Source organism: Rothia sp. P7181, from assembly GCF_048513015.1.
In the GTDB taxonomy this organism is placed as follows: Bacteria; Actinomycetota; Actinomycetes; order Actinomycetales; family Micrococcaceae; genus Rothia.
Genome location: NZ_JBLXXZ010000016.1, coordinates 1 through 19,789, shown reverse-complemented (window position 1 = coordinate 19,789; position 19,789 = coordinate 1). Strand labels below are relative to the sequence as shown.

Genomic DNA, 19,789 nt, shown 5'->3' with positions numbered 1-19,789 from the left:
AGATCGTTCCGTTTGCATCGGATGTTTGAAGGTCAAAAATTCGCTGAAGGGGAGGAGCGATAAATGAGCATACTAGACTCATAACGATATTTATCCACGAAAAATAAGCAAGCACACGAGAAATTGTGCGTGCATTATGGGTCTCAATCCCAAAAGATTCTAAACGGCTTTGGGTAGCATGCATTACTTTACGCGTCTCGAATAAAAGCGCTGCCCGAACGCCGATGAGCAGTGAGCTAGCCCACGACTTCAACGAATACACTCGAACCGCCTATACATTCAGAACAACGCTCACACTGAAGATAAAAACCATAAAAATACCGTCAAATACCCTGTATAAGGATATCCACCTACTATCTTAAAAAATTAATGACAGTACCAATAGTAGCTTTAACCCTTGTCTTGGCAATAGTGCTGACCATCAGGAGGAATAGAGAACATGAAAACCCAGCTCCTCCAAATTGCTAGATAAAGTGTTTGGGCGCTAACCCCTAAAGGGATTAACGCCCAAACAGTGCTGACTTATCCAACCTCATGCCAAACCGCTTGAGGCAGTGTCGCAAAGCAACAGAGTAAAGACCCCTGCACTACTGACGCATGCAGGCAAGTGTAATCAACGCTTGCTCTTATTCCTGTGCTGCATGAAAGCATTCCACCACAACAGCATGGCCAGGCCAACGTATCCTGCAGCAATTTCACCAGCAACGATGAGTAACTTCAACCATGTTGCCTCGACACTCGCTAATTCATCCCAAGTGAAAAAGTATGCGACCAGAGCTAGCACTGGGATGCCAAACAGCGCCCAACGCCAGAACTGAGAATCCAAAAGATGTGGCTTCGTCTTCTCCATATACCTTCCTCCTGACTAGGCACGGCAAGAACCGGTAAATTGGTCGGGTGAAACAATAGCCGTGACCGCCACCTTAAACCTTGTAGTCATGAATTACTCCTTAGGTTTTGTGTAGTAGCACCATTGCACTGCGAAATAATATTAGCACTCAGCATGTGTCTTCCGCCACATTTGAGATCATTGGTGTGAAATGTTCTACAACCCCAAAAGCCTGCGCTCGCCATATACGTTCCCGCTCGCTTCGCCTTAGTCTCTGATAGGTTGATGTGGGATAGAGGCTCGTACCCAAACATGCATGAGTATCCACCGCGTGGACTGTTTGACCCACTGGCTGAGGTAGCCTTCGGGTTTCGTCAGTAGATGTAGACCTGCGCCCCAGCAGCCCCTGTGTTTGCCACAGGTTTCCAGCCAAGGCACTCTGGAAGGAGGGCTCCTCTTGATAGAAATCTAAATCTGCAGTTAAGATGTCTGCCAGTTTCAGAGAATGCCAGGAAGCACCTTAGGTTTAAATCCAAATTATTATTTAGTGATTATGACATCGGTTTTGTAGGCGAGATGATCGGAGCGACCAACAGAAAACGCTTGGCAACCTTCGGCTCGTAAATCTGAGGTTACTAGAACATGGTCAATTGGTGTGCGCAAGACTTCGTTAACGTTAGCTGGCCACGTACCTACTTGCTTTGTTCTGCACGATTCTTGGGAATCAAGAAGATGATAACGTGATGCCATTGCTGAGTGGCGGGTAGTCGCATTGAAATCGCCAGCTAGAATTGTAGGCCGCGTGGCATTTTCGCCGAACGCGACTAGCCGTTCTAAATCACCTCGCCAAGCCTCCATTAATCCCGGCAAAGGAGGTGCGGTATGAACCCCCACAAGTAAGGGCAGGGCCTCATCTTTAAACTCTATCGCAACAGTGCCAAAGGTGGTGGCTGGTGCACTCGAGAGATGAACATGGCCGAGTCTCCGGCTAACGATGATAGTTGTCGGAGCAATCTGACCGCTATAGGCCGCCGTGAAACCACTATGAGGTGTATCGAATATTTCTCCACCATATCCGATGCCTTCAATGGCACGCTTAGCGTCGTAAGCACTTGTTTCGGGAAGGACGATGATATCAGGGGTACCTTCTTCAAGAATCTCATTAAGATCGGCAGGAGTGAAGGTTCCTCCCGAATTATAAGTAACGATGATGAGCGATCGTTGAGCCTGCGATGTTGGAGAAACACCGAGTTGAGGTAGCCCAAAAGGAATAAAAACAAGACTAATTCCGACTAAGCACCACACTACATATTGCAGGGAGCGCAAGATAGTAAAACTTTTGCCACGTGTTAAAAAAGCAAGCAACGTGCAACACAACAAGGCAAGCACGCCAAGAATCCGAGGGAATGCCATAATCTGTGCAAAAGGCAGGTAGGAAGTGACGAATCGGTTAACGATGAAATGTGGGAAAACAGTTCCAGTCAAACACAGAAGCCCGATAATGATTACAAGTGAGCGAATGATGTTTAACCCAAGCGTCCATTTTGGGACACTTGGGTTAAACGCTTCATTTTGATTGAAAGTCATCTAAGCAACTATTTCAGCGTCATTAGCTTGCCGCTATTAGCAAGGTATTCACATCGGTCGGAAGCGGACTTGTAGTTCTTGTAAGATTTACCAACAGAGCGTCCGGTAACATTGTTCGTCAAATCCGTTCGTTAAGGTCATCGGCTGGGGGGGGTCCCACGTCCGGCGAGTCTAGGCTGAAGTTTCTGTTGTGCCATTCCGACACTGATAGAGAGTTGTTAGAATGGCTATTGTTCTCATTGTTCATATGATGACGCAAATGCTGGTGTAGTTGTAATTGCGTTGACTGCAATTAAACTTCCGGACAGAATCGCTACTTTGAGATTTATTTTCATTCTTGACTCCTTGTAGTCGTCTTTGTCTACAAATGCTTGCATAAAATATAATAATCCTATGTTAATCTCATGGTCACGCTCAAAGCACCGGTAGTTGTGAGGAGTACCGCATATAGATCAGCCGATGCAACGCATCGATTCCTGATGTAAGTTGCAGCTCATCCAGTGACGCTTCTTTACCAAAACCTAGCAGGGACGGCGTCAAACCACCCATCGGACACCCAATTCACCTCCAATCGAGGCTCCTCAACAGCCACTCTGTACCCAGTCAGAACACAAAAAACCCTCGGATATGTGCTTGACTAGGCCAAACGCGTAACCCAAGGGGGTTCTCTATCCACTCAGATTTTTGTATCCAAATGGGTGTCTAGATGGAGTGGCTGACGGGAATCGAACCCGCGTATCAGGCTTGGGAAGCGTGCGCTCTACCATTGAGCTACAGCCGCATATAGCGTTGGTAAGACGGTCTGTCTTCATTTTTATTGCTATGTTGTGAATACTTTAGCGCGTTCTGGTACTAAATGAAAATTTCTGTACGTTTAATACGATATTTTTAGAGTGTGCTTATTTCAGACCGTGATATTCGCCAGGAGATTGCTGGCGGTCGTATAGTTTTAGAACCTTTTGATGAGTCGATGATTCAGCCGGCGTCGGTTGATGTTCGTTTGGATCGTTTTTTCCGTCTTTTTGATAATCATAAGTATCCGCATATTGATCCGTCGTCGGATCAGTCTGAGTTGACTCGTTTGGTTGAGGTCGCTCCGGATGAGCCGTTTATTTTGCATCCGGGGGAGTTTGTTCTTGGTTCAACGTATGAGTCTGTCACCTTGCCTGCTGATGTAGCTGCCCGTTTGGAGGGTAAGTCGTCGTTGGGGCGTTTGGGTCTTTTGACGCATTCTACAGCTGGTTTTATTGACCCTGGTTTTTCGGGGCATGTGACGTTAGAGCTGTCAAATATGGCGACGTTGCCTATTATGTTGTGGCCTGGTTCTAAGGTTGGTCAGTTGTGCTTTTTCCGGTTGTCTTCAGAGGCTGAACACCCTTATGGTGATGGCGCATACGGCAACCGTTATCAGGGTCAGCGTGGTCCGACGGCTTCGCGTAGCTATCTGAATTTTCATCGTACTAATATCGTTTCGGACGGTTAGGGTTTTTGATGCGCGCTATACGTTTATACCCTGCGGGTACGAGCGTCGAATTATTTTTTGACGATTCTCTTGAAGAGTCACTGGTTGCGGACGTTCTGAGTTCGTGGGCGGCGATGGACCCGGTTCGTTGTGTGGGCGATTTAGAGCAGAGCACTGCGGATGGGAAAGTTTTTGTTTCTGCGGAGTTGAGTTGCCCTGAAGAATATCGGGGTCTTGAAGGCTTGCAGTTTTTGAGCGTTCAGCATGTTGATGCCGCTCAAGAGCGTTTGACGGTTGAGGTGACGTTGGCGATGCTTCGTACTTTAGCTGGTTCGGTGAGTCTTTTTCATGCGGCTGCCTTGGGTGATGAATCTTCTGGCCGTGCCATGATTTTAATTGGCCCGTCAGGGCGTGGTAAAACGACGGCGTCTCGTTTTTTGGGGCAGCATTTTGCGTATTTGTCGGATGAGACGGCTGTTGTGCAGGATGATTTATGTGTACGTCCGTATCCTAAGCCGTTGTCGGTGATTGTGGAGAAGGGTTCTCCTAAACATCAGATAGATCCGGGGTCTTTGGGTATTTCGGTAGTTGCGCCAGATAATTTTTCGTATCAGCTATCTTGTATCGTACTTTTGGGGCGTGTTGAGGAGCCAACTGTTCCGTATGTGGAGGATGTGAGTTGGGCTGAAGCGTTAGTGGAGATTGCTGGTCAGACTTCTGGTTTGTTGCTCACCGATGATGGTTTACCTCGTTTGCTGGATGCGATGAAGCGTTGTGGCGGTGTGCGCCGTGTGGTGTATTCTGAGATTTCTCAGACATTGCCGGTCTTTAGGGAGTTATTGTCTTCGCCGGCGGAGGAGTCTTCTGCATCGTGGCAGATTGTTCATTCTGTTGAGCAGGAAGTACCGGCGGGCCTTGTGTCTCGTGTCTCGGGTACGTCTGCTGTGCTTTTGGACGATGCTTCGTTAATTTATGGTGGTGGGCGGTTGTCTGAGGTGTCGGAGTTCGCTGCTGATAGTTGGCTGTTGCTGGATGAGCCGTTGCCTGTGGATGTTTTTCGTCAGCGGATTGAACAACAGTATGGGCCTATTCCTGATGACCAGTTCCCTGCTGTATTGCAGAATCTTGTGGATTCTCAGATGATTTCTTATCAGAAGCCGTGATGTTTTAGTGGCTGTTGTGCCGTATGGTGCAACACAAAAGCTAGGGTGGGTGCTTACACAACGATGTAAGCACCCACCCTATTCTTTGATAAGCGGTAAGTGACGTATTATAGTTGCCCTTTTTCGAGGGTTTCTTGGTGTTCTTTGCGGTGCACTCGCGGTAGTGGCAGGGTGAGTAACAGACCTGCTGCGAGAACCACCATGATGCCAAGAATACCCCAGATTTGTGCACCGAACGCCCAGACGAATAGTCCAAATAGTAGCGGTGCTAGGGGTGCTGCTGCACGTCCTGTGGTGGAGTATAATCCGAAGATTTCTCCTTCATGCCCGGGTGGGGTGATACGCGAGAGGTAGGTTCGTGACGCGGATTGTGCTGGCCCGACGAAAGCGCAGAGCCCTAATCCACAAATCCAGAAGACAATAGGGTTTTGGATAAATAGGAGCGGGGTTGCAGAGATGAGCAAGCAGACAATGCTAGAGACGATGACTCGTTTGGGTCCGATGAGGTCATCAAATTTACCGCCGAGAAGTGCACCGATACCGGCAACAACGTTACCTGCGATAGCGAAAATGATGATTTCTGTGGTGCTAAACCCAAAAGTACCTGCGGCGACGATACCGCCGAAGGTGAAAATACCGGTAAACCCGTCACGGAAAATTGCTGAAGCAAAGAGGAATGCGAGGGTTTTAGGTGAGTCTTTGTAGAGGGCTTTTAGTGTTGCCCAGAGCTTTTTGTAGGAGTCTATGAGCCCAACTTTGGGTGCTACTGGTTTTTTGGGGTGACGACGGTCGTGACGGTAGAGCGCAATAACAAGCGGTGTGCTAAGCACGATGGACCATACTGCTGAGAAGATGGCAACTGCACGAATATTCAAAGAGTTATCGGGTGAGATACCTAAGAAACCGGTGTCTGAGCCAAGCCCCACGAACGCGAAGAGGACGATTCCTAAGGCGATGATTCCGCCGAAGTAGCCTGCAGACCATCCGATACCACTAATTTTTCCAACCGTTGAGGGCGTTGATAGTTCTGGCAGTAGCGCGTTGTAGTTGACGATGGCAAACTCATTCATGACGTTTGCTGCGCAGATGAGCGTTACACCGTAGAGAAGCCATTGTGGTTCAGGGAACGTGAAGAAGCAAAGTGCCATGAGCACGGCTGTGAGGAACGTGTTGACTGCTAACCATAGGGTGCGTTGACCTGATGCATCTGCGCGTTGCCCTGTGACGGGGGCAAGTAACGCGATGAGTAGCCCTGCAATGGCGAGGCCTGTGGAGAGCATTTCGGAGGCGTCTTTAGGGTCGCCGAATGCTTTGCTGGTGAGGTAGACGGTGAAGACGAATGTTGTCATGACCGCATTGAAGGAAGCGCCACCGGCGTCCCATAATGCCCAGGCTGTGATGGTGCCGCGGGTCCCTAATGGTGCAGATTCGTTCTGCTCTTTGGCGTGTTTGCTCATAAGGATAAGAGTATCTATTGAGCATGGGTAATGGTGTGAAATACCCGCAGAAACAAAGATAAAGTGAAGAAATTTGTGTACTTTTTACCAGAACTATGTGCACTGTCTAAGGTTCACTTACAGTGGGCTTATCTTCAAAGGATTTGTTAGCGCTGATGAGCGGTAAGTTTATGGGGTTTAAAGAAGCGTAGACGGCAACAAAATGACTGTTGCCGTCTACACGAGGATGAGGTTTTCTAAGAGATGATGTTCTTAGACTTCGTTTTGTCCGATGGGATCATTTTTGCGTTTTGCTTTGACCTCATTAGTTTTACGGGTGATGCTGACTTTGATAACGGTGCCAACAAGACCGGTCAGAAGTGACCATAGAATGATGTCTCGCCAACGCTCATCATCGTCGGGGTTGCTTGCGGGTGGTTCATTTCCGGTTACTTTTTTCCATGTTGCAGAGAGCGCTTTGTTTGCCACGGTGATGCCGGCAAGAGAAGCTGCGGTTCCTACAAGATTAATGGGGTTCATGTTTTTCTCCATCGTTGATGAGTATCCTTAGCAATCCTATAACAGGAGAAGCCCAACAGCGTATTACTACTCACGAATAATTCTCTAAGAAAGCGTGGAAACTGCAGATATTGTCATAACTTCTCTGGAGGGTGGAATTGAACGTAGTGAACAAACTATACTGAACAAGGCTTTGACAATAAAGCCGTATAAACATATACGTATAGAAGCGACAGGGGAGCACCGTAGGGTGCTGAGAGTGCGAAAGCAGACCCTCGAACCTGATCCGGTTAGTACCGGCGTTTAGGAAGTCGAGTTCTCTCAAACGTTCACGTAGTGTAACGTTCCCCTTCCTGTATTCGGGAAGGAAAATTTACAATGGCTAAGAAATCTTCTTTAGCGTGGCGAGTTAACGATATCGTTATCGCCTCTGTCCTGTCTGTAGCATGCGGACTCATTTTCTGGTTCTGGTCTGTTGCGATTTATCCGCTGGCAAAAACGATTTTTGCAACGGTACCAGAATATATGCCTCTTATTGGCGGTGGCTGGTTGATTGCTGGTGTGCTGGGTGGAATTGTTATCCGTAAACCTGGTGCAGCACTATATTGTGAACTTCTTGGCGCCATTATTGAGGGTATCCTTGGCACACATTTTGGTCTGTCCGTTATTATTTCTGGTCTAGTTCAGGGTCTTGGCGCAGAACTTATTTTTGCGGTATTCCTTTACCGCCAGTGGAATATTATGGTCGCAGCTCTTGCCGGCGCAGTATCTGGCTTCGGTATGGGAGTCTCAGAAATTATCATCTACTACGCAAATGAGCTTTCTTTTGCAAAGATGCTGGTTTACACGGCATGCGGAACGATTTCTGGGGCATTGCTTGCTGGGGTTCTTTCGTGGTTCTTAATGAAAGCACTAGCACAAACGGGTGTCTTGTCGTCCTTGGCTTCTGGACGGTCGAAACGAGCACGCGCCTAACCGTGGATACAACATCTTCCATAACGCCACCGCCTGCTGACTCTCAGCCGGTGCGTGGCGTTCGTATTAGTGTACGTGAGTTTGGTTGGCATTACGCAGGACGAGAAAAACCTACTATAGAATCTGTAAACCTGACCATTGAACCTGGACAAAAAGTGCTTCTTTTGGGTTCTTCTGGCGCAGGTAAATCAACCCTTCTGCACGCCATGGGCGGGCTATTACACGACGATGATGGCCAATCTCAACAGGGCACTATCACCATCGATGGTATACCTGCTGAAGATGCTCACGGCGCAGTAGGACTTATGCAACAGGATCCAGAGTCATCTATCGTGCTATCTCGTATAGGAGATGATGTTGCTTTCGGGCCCGAAAATTTAGGTGTGCCGCATGAACAAATATGGGAACGTGTTAAACGCGCTCTAGCAGATGTTGGCTTAGAGAAGTTTGACTTATCACATCCGACGAGTGCCCTATCTGGCGGACAAAAACAACGACTAGGGTTGGCTGGCATCCTTGCGATGCATCCCGGTGGTATTTTCTTAGATGAACCAACAGCAAACCTTGATCCTGCTGGTGTTGAAGATGTTCGTGATGCCGTAATACGCGCACAAAAACATACGGGAGCAACCCTTGTCGTTATTGAACATCGTGTTGGTGTATGGGCTGAGCATATGGACAGAATTATTGTTCTTAGCGCAGGCGGACGTGTTACTCATGATGGTTCACCTACTGAGGTTCTTGCAGAAGCGAAGGAAGAGCTTATTTCTGCGGGGGTATGGGTTCCTGACTACACACCAGAGGTTCTTCCTTCAACGCAACAGGCTGGGGCAGAGCTAATTTGTGCTCGTAATGTGGCAGTAACTCGTCATTATCCTTCTGCACGAGAGCGACGTAAACGACGAAAGGCTCTTAAAAATTGTTCTGAACCGTATATTTTTGATGCGCCTATTGTTTCTTCAGGGATTAATGCTTCTATCCGAGCTGGTGAACATACAAGTGTTCTTGGCTGTAACGGTGCCGGAAAATCTACTTTTGCTCTGACCTTAGCTGGGTTACTCTACCCTGTTTCTGGGGAGATTGTAGCAACGTCAGCATTTTTAGAAGAAGCTGCTCCTTCACCGTCACGGCAGTATAAGGAGCCTTCACCTGATATGACGCAGTGGCGTTCTCGTGATATTGCTTCGCGTATTGGTCTAGTCTTTCAAGAACCTGAGCAACAGTTTTTAACTGCTACGGTACGTGAAGAACTTGAATTTGGGCCACGACAACTTGCGCGGCTTCGTCAAGAACCTGTCGACGAACAAGCTCTTAAACACCGTATTGACGCGTTATCTGAACGTTTACGTTTGCGTCATCTTGAAGGAGCAAACCCGTTCACCCTTTCTGGGGGTGAGAAACGCCGTCTTTCTGTAGCAACCGCATTGGCAACAGCACCTCAGATCCTCATTCTTGACGAACCTACTTTTGGGCAAGACGCTCATACATGGAAGGAGTTGGTGCTTTTGATTCAAGAACTCTTGGAACAGGGCACAGCAGTCGTTTCAGTAACTCACGATGATGATTTTGTGCGTGCTTTAGGAGGAATACAGCTAAGGCTTATCGCGGAATCAGACTATCACGGGGAAGAAGAACGTTGATGAGTTTTGATATTTTTGCGTCTACCGCAGAAAAAGAAGGGATTCTTGGAAGCGTTAATGCAGGAGTTAAAGTTGCGCTCACTTTACTTCTGACAATTATCCTTATTCTGCTCAAAGATTGGGTGAGTATCACCATCATCTTTTGTATCGAGTTAGTGGGTTTATGGGCCCTAGGGTTGAACCCCGTACGTCTTTTGGGTCAGCTTTGGCCTGTATTGTTTGGTGTTCTACTATCGGGCTGGTCGACTGCTCTTTTGGTGGAGAAGACAGGGACGATGCTTTTTGACATGGGATTTTTGTCGATGAGCACTGGTTCTCTTGTGACAGGTATTGTTCTGACTATTCGTGGCTTGGCAATGGTTCTTCCTGGGATGATGCTCATGCTCACAACCGACCCAACGGACGTTGCTGATTCTTTGGCGCAGAGCGCAAAATTGCCGGTTCGTTTTGTGCTCGGAGCATTGGTTGCTTTACGTCTTGTCGGGTTGTTGTTGAGCGAATGGAATACACTAGGGCAGGCTCGACGCGCTCGCGGTCTTGGATCAGAAGATACGTTGTGGCAACGTGTTAAAACGTTTTGTGGTCAGAGCTTCGCCTTGTTAGTTCAGGCTATTCGTCGTGGTACACGCTTATCTATAACGATGGAGGCCCGCGGTTTTGGGTCTGCTTCAACTCGCACTTGGGTTCGTATACCGCAGTACGGTCTCGTAGACGTATGGTTTACGGTGGGTGTTGTGCTGACGGTTTTGGCAGGTGTTTTAGGTGCTTTAGGAGCCGGTACCTTAACTTTTATCTGGCAGTAGTTTTTAAGGTTGCGTGTTTTACCCTTCTGCAAGGAATGCTAAGAATTCTTCAGTGGTCTGTTGGGACGTTGCTAATGCTGTTCCGTTGAGGTGTGTTACAGGAGCGATAAGCCGTACGGAAGAAGCTAGCCAGACACCTTCAGATTCGAGTAAATCCTGAGGGTAAAGCTCTTGGTATTTGAGTTCCCAGCCGTGTTTGCGTGCTTGCTCAAAAATCATTCCTTGGGTAGTGCCGGGGAGGATTCCGTGGTTTGGTTCTGGGGTGAGGAGGGTTTTTTGCCCATTAATAGTTTGTGCCACAATGACAGAGCTGGTTGCGCCTTCTAGAATACGGCGGTCATCGGTGATGAAGATTGCTTCGTCTGCTCCTTGGGTTCGTACGTATCGTAGGACGGCCATGTTGATGGCGTACGAGAGAGTTTTTGCGCCGGCAAGTAGCCACGGGTATGCGGTGTCTTGAGCAGGATCATGTCCGCGAGGCAGCGTGATTGCTTTGACGCCGTGGGTTCTTTGGTCGAGGGTATTTTGAGGTGTCGGTGCAACGGTAACCCAGCTGTGTGGGCCGTTTGCTGTGGTACCACGAGAAATAATAATTTTGACGGTGTGTTCTTCACCTAGTGTCGTGGTGTGAGCCTGTTCTGCATTTTCTAGGGCTGTCTTAAGCGCTTGAGTGAGGTGCTCTTTTGCTGGTAGAGGGAGCTGCAATTTTCGGGCAGAATTTGTTAGCCGTTCAAAGTGTGCGTCAAATTTTCGGATGCTGCGGTTGACGGCAATCATCGTTTCAAAGACGCCGTCTCCGCGGGTGAGTCCTTCATCTTCGATGCTGATAAGTGGGCGTGAGGGGTCTACGAGTTCGCCCTCTGGATGTTGCTGGTTGAGCATTACTACTGTTGTCATAATTTCATCCTATTCTTGGGGTGTCGTTTTATACAGGTGGCGAGAAAATATAGTCAATATGTGATGCTGGGTGTGCAGGTAGTTGGAGGTTTTCTTGTTCTGCCCACGTATCCCAATAGGGGCGGTATGTTTCTCCGTCACGGTTGAGCGCTCGTTCTTTGCGGTGGTGTGAGGGCATATCGAGCCAGCATGTGATGACGTTAAATGGTGCTTGGTAGTTGTGAGGTGGTGTGGCGCCGACGCCCTCGACGATGAGCGTTTGGCGTGGGTCAATTGTTGTGAGGTGTGGTCCTGTGGGTTGTTGTGTATCCCAGTTCCACCCGAACCAGATGAGGGGGGATTGTGGGTTGTCGCTGAGGTTGTTGAGGTTTCGATGCCACTGCTTGATGCCTGCCTGTAGCCCGTTCCATCCTTGGTAGAGGTTTTCGAGGGTGAAGGTTTGGGATGGGACGTTATGTTGGTTGAGGTAGGTGCAGAGGTGGTGGGAGAACGTTGTTTTTCCGGCTCCGCTTCTTCCGTCAACGGTGATGATTTTGGGGGCGCCTTGTTGGCAGATGCTGTGATGGATTTTTTCGAGTAGTTGTTGTTCTTCGATACACAGTATGCTCATGGGCGTTGAGTTTTCCTCGTTCTTAGTGGGTCTGGATGTAGTGGATAATTCCGGGGATGGCGTCTTCAATCATGCGTTGGGTGTGATAGAAGTCTTCTTGAGTTCCGTACCAAGGGTCATAGATGCCACGTTCTTCGAATGGTGTGTTGTGTAGTTGTGGGTCGTATTCGCGCCAGAGGTGTATTTTTTCTTGGTCTTTGGGGTTTCGTGCGAGTTGCTGCAATCGTTGGTAATGGTTGGTGTCCATGGCAAGAATGAGGTGGTATGTGTCAAAGTCTTCTTGTGTGAAGGTTTTGGCCCGGTGTTTACTACTGTCGATTCCATGTTCGTTGAGGACTTTTTGTGCTCTTGGGTCGATGGGGTTTCCGTATTCTTCGGAAGATATTCCGCATGAGGATACTTCAACGTTGAGTTGTTGTGATGTGATTTTCTCTCTGAGAAGGTATTCTCCCATGGGGGAACGGCAGATGTTTCCTGTGCAGACAACCAAGATTTTATTCATGTTTCTATCTTTTCATGGTGGGGGAGATATTACCTATCTTTTCTTGTGAATAGATGGTGGGGTAGGAGAACTGATAGAAAATGCGGTTTCTGCACTCCCCTTGGGAGGGGAGTGCAGAAACCGCATAGGATTTTTTATCTGAGGTGGAGTTTAGAACTTTCCGTCGTATGCGGGGCGGTTGATGGGGCCTGCATATCCTACGGTGTCGAGTACGTGCCAGTGTCCCATATCGTTGTTGCGGATGACCCAGATGGCTTTGACCCAGCTTTTACCGGAGGAGAACCAACGGTTGTTGAGGTTAAGGTTGAGGCGTCCAATTCCGGTTTTTCCGGAGAACCGTAGTTTTTGTGCTTGAACCATGATGGATCCTGAGGGTAGCACGATGTCGGAGCCATTGGGGTTTCCGGTAGAACCGTTGAAAGAGTGGGGGATGACTGCACCAGAAGCATTAACTGGGGCGGACCAGTTGCCGGCGTAGAATCCTGGGGCACTTCCTGATCCGGTGGTGATGGATTGGAAGCGTGCGCTTGCGTTGCCGTAGGTGTTGGTGCGGTTGTAATCGTTGTTGACGGGGACGATATAGCACTGTACGTCGTATCCGTTAGGTCCTGCATCTTCTGCGGAGAGAGCTAGTGAGACTTCGCGTCCCCAGTGCCATGCTCGTCCTTCACCGTTGGATTGGTCAATAAAGGATGCGCAAGGGATGTCTTTGCGCCATGCTCCGTCGGGGCATCCTGCAGGTAGCGTTGGGTATGAGGGGTTTGTGGTTCCGCCGTGGCCACCGTGTCCACCATGTCCACCGGTGCTTCCACCATTGCCATGCCCGTGTCCACCATTGCCATGCCCGTGTCCACCATTGCCATGCCCGTGTCCACCGTGTCCATCATGATGGTGGTTACCGTCTCCGGTGCTTCCACCGTGTCCGTGTCCACCGTGGTGGTGTCCGTGGTGTTCTTCGTCAGCGCCGGTGCTATGGGAGAACGCTGCGGTTGTCGTGATAGCAAGTGCGGGGATTGCTAGGGCTGCGCCTTTAAGAACGATGCGGCGTGATTCTGAGTGAGTCATGCTGTCTTCCTAACATATGTTTTGTGATAGGTGGCGCGATGGTGCGCCCGGTCTTGCTCTAGCGTATGTCAGTTTTTTGTAGAGAAGATATGGAAGAACAGAATTGTAGGGATAAGTGTTTACGCTTGTCCGCTAGGTAGTTGTGTCATATTTCTGATAGTTACGTGATGGTTGGCGCTGGTTCTCATGTGGCTTTTCTATAGAGTGAGCTTGTGGGTGGGTAAAGATACCTCGAAGATTAATTGCTGAAAGCGAACAGCTTGCAATGTTTGTTCTATAGAACGCCGGTTTTTAGGGTGTTTTTCGGGTGTACTGAGGTGAGTATCCATAAAAATATTGTTAGTTGTATAAATAAAGTTGAGTTAAATAGACTCAACTCTATTGACAAATGGCTCAGAAGTGAGAAACTTAAGACAAGCGCTTATTGAAAAATCCGTTCACGGTGTTCAATAAAGCCAGATACCTAAGAAAACAACATCTATCTCTAAGGAGTGCATAATATGTCACGTGCAGTAGGCATTGACCTCGGTACCACAAACTCAGTCGTTTCAGTTCTTGAAGGTGGCGAACCTGTCGTTATCGCTAACGCAGAGGGCGCACGTACCACACCTTCTATCGTCGCTTTCTCTAAAGATGGCGAAGTTCTTGTCGGTGACGTCGCAAAGCGTCAGGCAGTTACTAACGTCGATCGCACCATCGCTTCTGTAAAGCGTCATATGGGAACTGACTGGACAACCGACATCGACGGTAAAAAATACACCGCTCAAGAAATTTCAGCTCGCACTTTGATGAAACTCAAAGGTGACGCAGAAGCATACCTCAACGACACTGTTACCGACGCTGTCATCACTGTTCCTGCATACTTCAACGACGCAGAACGTCAGGCAACCAAAGAAGCAGGAGAAATCGCTGGACTTAACGTTCTCCGAATCGTCAACGAGCCTACCGCAGCTGCTCTAGCTTACGGTCTGGATAAGGGCAAAGAAGACGAGCTCATCCTCGTATTCGACCTCGGTGGCGGTACCTTCGACGTTTCCTTGCTTGAAGTTGGCAAGGACGAAGACGGATTCTCCACCATTCAGGTGCGTGCAACCTCCGGCGATAACCGACTCGGTGGTGACGACTGGGATCAGCGCATCGTGGATTGGCTGCTCGAACAGGTTAAATCCAAGAGCGGTGCAGATCTCTCGAAAGACAAGATTGCTCTTCAGCGTCTTCGTGAAGCAGCTGAACAAGCAAAGAAAGAACTTTCTTCCGCAACTTCAACCAATATCTCCTTGCAGTATCTTTCTGTCACTCCAGAAGGTCCTATCCACTTGGACGAGAAACTCACTCGCGCAAAGTTCCAGGACATGACTGCTGATTTGATTGAACGCACCAAGAAGCCTTTCAATGACGTCATCAAAGAAGCTGGTGTATCCGTTTCTGACATTGCGCACGTTATCCTCGTGGGCGGTTCAACCCGTATGCCAGCAGTAAGCGAAGTTGTTAAAGAACTCACCGGTGGTCGCGAACCTAACAAGGGTGTTAACCCTGATGAGGTTGTTGCTATGGGTGCTGCTATTCAGGCAGGCGTGCTCAAGGGTGACCGCAAAGACGTTCTTCTCATCGACGTAACTCCACTATCTCTTGGTATCGAAACCAAAGGTGGTGTGATGACTAAACTCATCGAACGTAACACCGCAATTCCTACCAAGCGTAGCGAAACCTTCACCACTGCAGAAGACAACCAGCCTTCTGTCTCTATTCAGGTATTCCAAGGTGAACGCGAATTTACTCGCGATAACAAGAACCTCGGTACCTTTGAGCTAACTGGTATTGCTCCTGCACCTCGTGGCGTTCCTCAGATTGAAGTGACCTTCGATATCGACGCAAACGGTATCGTTCACGTATCCGCTAAGGATAAGGGCACCGGCAAGGAACAGTCCATGACCATTACCGGTGGATCTTCCCTCTCTAAGGAAGACATCGACCGCATGGTTAAGGACGCTGAAGCACACGCTGAACAGGATAAGGCTCGTCGTGAGGCTGCAGAAACCCGCAACCAAGCAGAAACTGCTGCATACTCCATCGAGAAGCTCATCAAGGACAACGGCGATAAGCTCCCTGAAGAGGTCAAGACTGAAGTTCAGGCAGATGTCGACGAACTCAAGAAGGCTCTCGAAGGTGAAGATGATGACGCTGTCAAGTCTGCATTTGAGAAATTGCAGGCTAGCCAGAGCAAACTTGGCGAAGCTATCTACGCCGCAGCTCAGGCAGAAGCAACTCAAGAAGGTGCTGCTGAAGCTGACGACGACGTAGTAGACGCCGAAGTCATCGACGACGACAACGAAAAGAAATAAGTGATGTCCGAGAATACTAACGACTCTCAGAACACTGATCCTTTGGAAGAAGCCTTCAACGCTCCTTCTGCACCAGAACACCCAGAGCCACAAGAAGACGCTGGAACAGAACCTCTACCTGAGGACGTTTCAGCAGAAGCTGAGGCCTCTGAAGAAGTAGCTGAAGATTTTGAGCAAGTGGCACTTGAACGTCTCGAGGATTTACGCCGGTTACAGGCAGAGTTCACGAACTTCAAGAACCGCAGTGCAAAAGAGAAGGAACAGTTGCGTCAGTTTGTTATCTCTGATGTAGTATCTGCTTTGCTACCAGTCATTGATGATATCGATGCAGCTCGTCAGCATGGTGACCTTGAAGAAGGCCCGTTTGCTGCCATTGCTAATAAGCTAGAGGAAACTCTTGGTAAGCAGGGCATGGAACGTTATGGTGCTGTCGGCGATAAGTTCGACCCGAAGGTTCACGAAGCTGTTCTGCAGCAGCCTTCTGAAGACATTCCAGAAGACCATGTAGCAATGGTGTTGCGCCATGGATATCGTGTGAATGATCGAATTGTGCGAACTGCACAGGTTGCTGTTGCGGCAGCAATGTAAATAGATAAAAGTGTAGGCGGGCTCGAATCGGCGGGTCCGCCTGCACTACACTTAGGGGATTTACTCCTCTGTACCGTACCTGATATGGCAGGGATGTGCCTCTGACAGAGAGGGATTAACTGCCTCTTGTTATATAGATTTTTAAGAGAACTTAAGGAACGCTTTTGAAAGGAGGCGTCAAAACATGGCTAGTGAAAATTGGCTTCATCAAGACTTCTACAAGGTGCTGGGCGTCTCTGAGAAGGCGAGCGATGCTGAAATTAAAAAGGCATATCGAAAATTAGCACGTAAATATCATCCAGATCAGAACCCTGGCGATACTGTAGCTGAGAAAAAATTTAAAGAAGTATCTGAAGCGTATGATGTTCTTTCTGATAAGAAACACCGCGAAGAATACGACCAAATTCGTACGTATGGTGCCGCTGGTTTTGGTGGGGGAGGGTTCCCCGGAGGTTCTGGATTCCCCGGAGGTTCTGGATTCCCCGGAGGTTCTGGATTCCCCGGAGGTTTCAGTAGCTCTTCAACCTCTAGCAACGTTAACATCGAAGATTTATTAGGCGGTCTTTTCGGTGGAGGCGGCGGTTTTGGGGGCGCTTCTGCTGGTGGGTTTGGAGGCTTTTCTCAGCCTGCCCCCAAAGGACAAGATGCGCAAACAAGTGTCACCATTTCCTTCGCCGACGCTTACCGAGGAACGACTGCTTCTGTTATTCGTCCAGATGGCTCTGAAGCTAAAGCTCGTATTCCTGCTGGCATTAAAGATGGACAAAAAATTAAGTTGCGCGGTAAAGGACACCCCGGCCCTGGCGGAGCTGGCGATTTGACGGTTGTCGTTAAGGTTCGTAAACATCCTGTCTTTACACGTGAAGGCAATGATGTGATTGTTCATATTCCTATCAGCATTAAAGAAGCTGTTCAAGGAACTATTCTTAGCGTCCCCACCCCTTCTGGTAAGACTGTTAAACTCCGTTTGGCTGCTGGTTCTTCTTCCGGTGTGAAACTTCGTGCTAAAGGCTACGGATTCCCCTCTAAAACTGGAGCAGGTCACCTGATGGTTATTCCAGAAATTCATCTTCCTCAGAATCTTTCTGAACAGGCTCAAGAAGCTTTTGATACGTTCCTTGCTGCTGCAGATGACGATACTGTACGAGACGAATTTCTACGGAAAGCAGCTGAGTAAGTATGGGTTTATCAGCAGATCAGCCGGTTTTTGTTATTTCAGTGGCGGCAGAGCTTGCCGGGATGCACCCTCAAACCTTGCGTCAGTATGACCGTCTGGGTTTAGTTCAGCCTCAGCGTGCGCCGGGACGTGCTCGTCGATACTCAGCACGAGATGTGGCGAAGCTGCAAGAGATTCAGCAGCTATCTCAAGACGGTGTTTCTCTTGAAGGCATTCGCCGTATTATGGGGCTTGAATCTGAAGTAGAGACCTTGCGCTACGAGATAGAGTCTCTACGTCAAGAGCTTGCAACAGCGAAGACTCGATTAGGGGAGTCTTCTCGCGTCTTTGCTGCTGGCGTTTCTGGCGACATCGTGAGGGTTCCTCGTGGTAAACGCCCGTCTGCCCATGCCCGTTCTCGAGCCATGGTGCTCTATCAGCCTCGATAACTACATATTTTATAGATGAAGGTTCTGCCGTATCCATTCTTAACAGGTTTGTTCTGTTGAATGGGTACGGCAGATTTTTCTATGCTCTGCTTGTCGTCTTACTTGGTGGACATAGTTGCGTATAGTGTTGCCCGTCACGTAAGCTGTGCTTTCAAGCAGTAGCTGTGGTTTCTCTCAACAAGGAACAACGCTACCTGCAACACCACACATCTGCTAGGAAACCGCTCGCAACGGGCGAAAACAACAAGGAACGCATATGAACATCGACGACGTCCTCGGGGCGATTTCCTCTTTTATTTGGGGGCCCTTCGTCCTCATCCCTTTACTTCTAGGTACAGGTATTTATCTGAGTATTCGCCTCGGATTCATCCAACTGACCAAACTCATTGTGGCGAACCGTCTAGCGTTTGTCGATCGTAAAGATGCTGACGCACAAGGTGGAGACATCTCTCAATTTCAGGCGCTAACTACTGCTCTTGCTGCAACAGTTGGTACCGGTAACATCGTAGGCGTAGCAACAGCTATTTCTATTGGCGGTCCAGGTGCTCTCTTCTGGATGTGGGTCACCGCTATTTTCGGTATGGCCTCTAAATACTCTGAGGCGTTTCTTGGTGTACGTTTCCGCACCCACGACTCAAAAGGCGAAGTCAACGGTGGACCACAATACTACCTTGAACGTGGTATTGGTGGAGCGCTCGGCAAATCTCTTGCAATATTCTTTGCAATCGCTGCGGTAATTGCTTCTTTCGGCATCGGTAACATGACCCAAGGTAACTCAATCGCCGGTAACCTATACACCACTTTTAACGTTCCTGTTGGCTTTACCGGTACAATTTTGGCGCTCTTGACGCTCTTCGTACTCCTCGGAGGCATCAAATCCATTGGTAAAGTTACCTCCGCTTTCGTTCCTGTCATGATTATCTTCTACGTCGGTGGCGCTCTATACATTTTAGGAACACACCTAGGGCAGATTCCTGAAGCATTCGCTACAGTCTTTTCAGAGGCATTTACCGGCACTTCTGCTGTAGGCGGTTTTGCAGGTTCAGCACTCATCTACGCAATTCAGTACGGTGTAGCTCGTGGTATTTTCTCGAACGAATCCGGCATGGGTTCTGCTGCTATTGCTGCTTCCGCTGCGCAGACAACTCACCCTGTACGTCAAGGCATGGTCTCCATGACACAGACCTTTATTGACACGATTATTGTGGTGACATGTACCGGCCTCGTTTTGATTATTACCGGTGCTTGGCATCAGAGCGAGAACGGCGAACTAATTTCTGCTTCTACGATGACCAACTGGGCATTTAGCCAAGAAATTGGTCCGATTGGTGGTTGGATCGTCACCATCGGTTTGGTACTTTTTGCGTACTCTACAATTCTTGGGTGGGCATACTACGGGGAGCGTTGTATCGAACGTATCTTAGGCCGTTCTGGTGTGCTACCTTATCGTGTATTTTTCTCGGCCATAGTTTTCATCGGATGCACTGTTGAACTAACGACTGTATGGACATTCTCAGATATTGCTAATGGTCTAATGGCTATTCCAAACTTGATTGGTTTGCTCCTCCTCTCAGGTCTGATTGTTCGTGAGACTCGCTGGTATTTGAAGAATGACCCTCACCTGACAGCAACGAAAGAAGAAATTGACCAGTTCATGGAAGGCCATGACGGTGCGATTGATTCTTACGAAAAGACCGGACGCTAACCGTCTCATTAGCATTATGTAGGTGCACTCCTCAAAGACCACCCATCAAAGAACGGGGCGG

The 19,789-nt window shown here is 48.7% G+C and carries 18 protein-coding genes, 1 tRNA gene and 1 riboswitch; of the genes, 10 read left to right on the top strand and 9 right to left on the bottom strand.

Translation table 11 applies throughout. The features are described 5' to 3' along the window. Nucleotides 1-613 precede the first annotated feature (613 nt). From ACN08Z_RS07705 to ACN08Z_RS07695, 3 genes are all read right to left on the bottom strand, one after another. A complete protein-coding gene (locus ACN08Z_RS07705) occupies nt 614-850 on the bottom strand; it encodes a hypothetical protein (RefSeq protein ID WP_419103946.1) in 237 nt (78 codons plus the stop codon). A 519-nt stretch (nt 851-1,369) separates the two neighbouring features. Further along, nucleotides 1,370-2,416: an endonuclease/exonuclease/phosphatase family protein gene (locus tag ACN08Z_RS07700; RefSeq protein ID WP_419103945.1), complete on the bottom strand. Its 1,047-nt coding sequence runs from the start codon at nt 2,414-2,416 to the stop codon at nt 1,370-1,372. Nucleotides 2,417-3,123: 707 nt separating this feature from the next. Then, nucleotides 3,124-3,197 (bottom strand) — tRNA-Gly (locus ACN08Z_RS07695). A 114-nt stretch (nt 3,198-3,311) separates the two neighbouring features. Here ACN08Z_RS07695 and dcd point away from each other — a divergent pair. After that, nucleotides 3,312-3,899 (top strand): dCTP deaminase, encoded by a 588-nt coding sequence (dcd, locus tag ACN08Z_RS07690; RefSeq protein WP_419101969.1) that lies wholly within the window; start codon nt 3,312-3,314, stop codon nt 3,897-3,899. Between the two features lie 8 nt (nt 3,900-3,907). After that, nucleotides 3,908-5,041 (top strand): hypothetical protein, encoded by a 1,134-nt coding sequence (locus ACN08Z_RS07685; RefSeq protein WP_419103944.1) that lies wholly within the window; start codon nt 3,908-3,910, stop codon nt 5,039-5,041. A gap of 107 nt (nt 5,042-5,148) precedes the next feature. Here ACN08Z_RS07685 and ACN08Z_RS07680 read toward each other — a convergent pair whose 3' ends face one another. Next, nucleotides 5,149-6,498, bottom strand: coding sequence for an MFS transporter (locus tag ACN08Z_RS07680; protein WP_419103943.1), 1,350 nt, complete (start codon nt 6,496-6,498; stop codon nt 5,149-5,151). Between the two features lie 252 nt (nt 6,499-6,750). Further along, complete coding sequence (locus ACN08Z_RS07675) at nt 6,751-7,029, bottom strand: DUF4235 domain-containing protein (RefSeq protein ID WP_419103942.1); 279 nt, start codon at nt 7,027-7,029, stop codon at nt 6,751-6,753. A gap of 191 nt (nt 7,030-7,220) precedes the next feature. After that, a riboswitch (TPP riboswitch) is annotated at nt 7,221-7,323 on the top strand. A 51-nt stretch (nt 7,324-7,374) separates the two neighbouring features. Between ACN08Z_RS07675 and ACN08Z_RS07670 the strand changes: the two genes are divergently transcribed. Genes ACN08Z_RS07670 through ACN08Z_RS07660 form a run of 3 tightly spaced genes read left to right on the top strand, consistent with a single transcriptional unit; the run spans nt 7,375 to nt 10,414 of the window. Continuing rightward, the gene (locus tag ACN08Z_RS07670) at nt 7,375-7,971 is read left to right on the top strand and encodes an ECF transporter S component (protein WP_419103941.1); all 597 of its coding nucleotides are present in this window, start codon (nt 7,375-7,377) and stop codon (nt 7,969-7,971) included. Between the two features lie 2 nt (nt 7,972-7,973). Then, nucleotides 7,974-9,611, top strand: coding sequence for an ABC transporter ATP-binding protein (locus ACN08Z_RS07665; protein WP_419103940.1), 1,638 nt, complete (start codon nt 7,974-7,976; stop codon nt 9,609-9,611). Next, a complete protein-coding gene (locus tag ACN08Z_RS07660) occupies nt 9,611-10,414 on the top strand; it encodes an energy-coupling factor transporter transmembrane component T family protein (RefSeq protein WP_419103939.1) in 804 nt (267 codons plus the stop codon). The genes ACN08Z_RS07665 and ACN08Z_RS07660 overlap by 1 nt, the downstream gene beginning before the upstream one ends. An 18-nt stretch (nt 10,415-10,432) precedes the next feature. Here the strand turns inward: ACN08Z_RS07660 and ACN08Z_RS07655 are convergent, their stop codons facing one another. The 4 genes from ACN08Z_RS07655 to ACN08Z_RS07640 all read right to left on the bottom strand — a co-directional run bounded on the left by ACN08Z_RS07655 (nt 10,433) and on the right by ACN08Z_RS07640 (nt 13,488). After that, nucleotides 10,433-11,311, bottom strand: a complete 879-nt coding sequence (locus tag ACN08Z_RS07655) for an aminodeoxychorismate lyase (protein WP_419103938.1) — start codon at nt 11,309-11,311, stop codon at nt 10,433-10,435. Between the two features lie 28 nt (nt 11,312-11,339). Next, nucleotides 11,340-11,921: a tRNA (adenosine(37)-N6)-threonylcarbamoyltransferase complex ATPase subunit type 1 TsaE gene (locus ACN08Z_RS07650; protein WP_419103937.1), complete on the bottom strand. Its 582-nt coding sequence runs from the start codon at nt 11,919-11,921 to the stop codon at nt 11,340-11,342. A gap of 22 nt (nt 11,922-11,943) precedes the next feature. Then, entirely contained in the window at nt 11,944-12,423 is a 480-nt protein-coding gene (locus ACN08Z_RS07645; protein WP_419103936.1) for a low molecular weight protein-tyrosine-phosphatase, read from the bottom strand. 150 nt (nt 12,424-12,573) lie between these two features. Then, on the bottom strand, nt 12,574-13,488 hold the full coding sequence (locus tag ACN08Z_RS07640; protein ID WP_419103935.1) for a hypothetical protein: 915 nt from the start codon (nt 13,486-13,488) through the stop codon (nt 12,574-12,576). Between the two features lie 500 nt (nt 13,489-13,988). Between ACN08Z_RS07640 and dnaK the strand changes: the two genes are divergently transcribed. From dnaK to ACN08Z_RS07615, 5 genes are all read left to right on the top strand, one after another. Next, nucleotides 13,989-15,830, top strand: a complete 1,842-nt coding sequence (dnaK, locus tag ACN08Z_RS07635) for a molecular chaperone DnaK (RefSeq protein WP_419103934.1) — start codon at nt 13,989-13,991, stop codon at nt 15,828-15,830. Between the two features lie 3 nt (nt 15,831-15,833). After that, complete coding sequence (locus ACN08Z_RS07630; RefSeq protein ID WP_419103933.1) at nt 15,834-16,418, top strand: nucleotide exchange factor GrpE; 585 nt, start codon at nt 15,834-15,836, stop codon at nt 16,416-16,418. Between the two features lie 184 nt (nt 16,419-16,602). Beyond that, on the top strand, nt 16,603-17,595 hold the full coding sequence (locus tag ACN08Z_RS07625) for a DnaJ C-terminal domain-containing protein (RefSeq protein ID WP_419103932.1): 993 nt from the start codon (nt 16,603-16,605) through the stop codon (nt 17,593-17,595). 2 nt (nt 17,596-17,597) lie between these two features. Further along, nucleotides 17,598-18,023 (top strand): heat shock protein transcriptional repressor HspR, encoded by a 426-nt coding sequence (locus ACN08Z_RS07620; RefSeq protein ID WP_419101983.1) that lies wholly within the window; start codon nt 17,598-17,600, stop codon nt 18,021-18,023. Nucleotides 18,024-18,279: 256 nt separating this feature from the next. Continuing rightward, nucleotides 18,280-19,728 carry an alanine/glycine:cation symporter family protein gene (locus ACN08Z_RS07615; RefSeq protein ID WP_419101984.1) on the top strand — a complete coding sequence of 483 codons (1,449 nt, stop codon included), beginning with the start codon at nt 18,280-18,282 and terminating at the stop codon, nt 19,726-19,728. Nucleotides 19,729-19,789 lie beyond the last annotated feature (61 nt).

Coding starts and splice junctions, on each gene's coding strand:
- ACN08Z_RS07705 (WP_419103946.1), bottom strand. CDS start 850: ATGGAGAAGACGAAGCCACATCTTTTGGATTCTCAGTTCTGGCGTTGG.
- ACN08Z_RS07700 (WP_419103945.1), bottom strand. CDS start 2,416: ATGACTTTCAATCAAAATGAAGCGTTTAACCCAAGTGTCCCAAAATGG.
- ACN08Z_RS07685 (WP_419103944.1), top strand. CDS start 3,908: ATGCGCGCTATACGTTTATACCCTGCGGGTACGAGCGTCGAATTATTT.
- ACN08Z_RS07680 (WP_419103943.1), bottom strand. CDS start 6,498: ATGAGCAAACACGCCAAAGAGCAGAACGAATCTGCACCATTAGGGACC.
- ACN08Z_RS07675 (WP_419103942.1), bottom strand. CDS start 7,029: ATGGAGAAAAACATGAACCCCATTAATCTTGTAGGAACCGCAGCTTCT.
- ACN08Z_RS07670 (WP_419103941.1), top strand. CDS start 7,375: ATGGCTAAGAAATCTTCTTTAGCGTGGCGAGTTAACGATATCGTTATC.
- ACN08Z_RS07660 (WP_419103939.1), top strand. CDS start 9,611: ATGAGTTTTGATATTTTTGCGTCTACCGCAGAAAAAGAAGGGATTCTT.
- ACN08Z_RS07655 (WP_419103938.1), bottom strand. CDS start 11,311: ATGACAACAGTAGTAATGCTCAACCAGCAACATCCAGAGGGCGAACTC.
- ACN08Z_RS07650 (WP_419103937.1), bottom strand. CDS start 11,921: ATGAGCATACTGTGTATCGAAGAACAACAACTACTCGAAAAAATCCAT.
- ACN08Z_RS07645 (WP_419103936.1), bottom strand. CDS start 12,423: ATGAATAAAATCTTGGTTGTCTGCACAGGAAACATCTGCCGTTCCCCC.
- ACN08Z_RS07640 (WP_419103935.1), bottom strand. CDS start 13,488: ATGACTCACTCAGAATCACGCCGCATCGTTCTTAAAGGCGCAGCCCTA.
- dnaK (WP_419103934.1), top strand. CDS start 13,989: ATGTCACGTGCAGTAGGCATTGACCTCGGTACCACAAACTCAGTCGTT.
- ACN08Z_RS07630 (WP_419103933.1), top strand. CDS start 15,834: ATGTCCGAGAATACTAACGACTCTCAGAACACTGATCCTTTGGAAGAA.
- ACN08Z_RS07625 (WP_419103932.1), top strand. CDS start 16,603: ATGGCTAGTGAAAATTGGCTTCATCAAGACTTCTACAAGGTGCTGGGC.
- ACN08Z_RS07620 (WP_419101983.1), top strand. CDS start 17,598: ATGGGTTTATCAGCAGATCAGCCGGTTTTTGTTATTTCAGTGGCGGCA.
- ACN08Z_RS07615 (WP_419101984.1), top strand. CDS start 18,280: ATGAACATCGACGACGTCCTCGGGGCGATTTCCTCTTTTATTTGGGGG.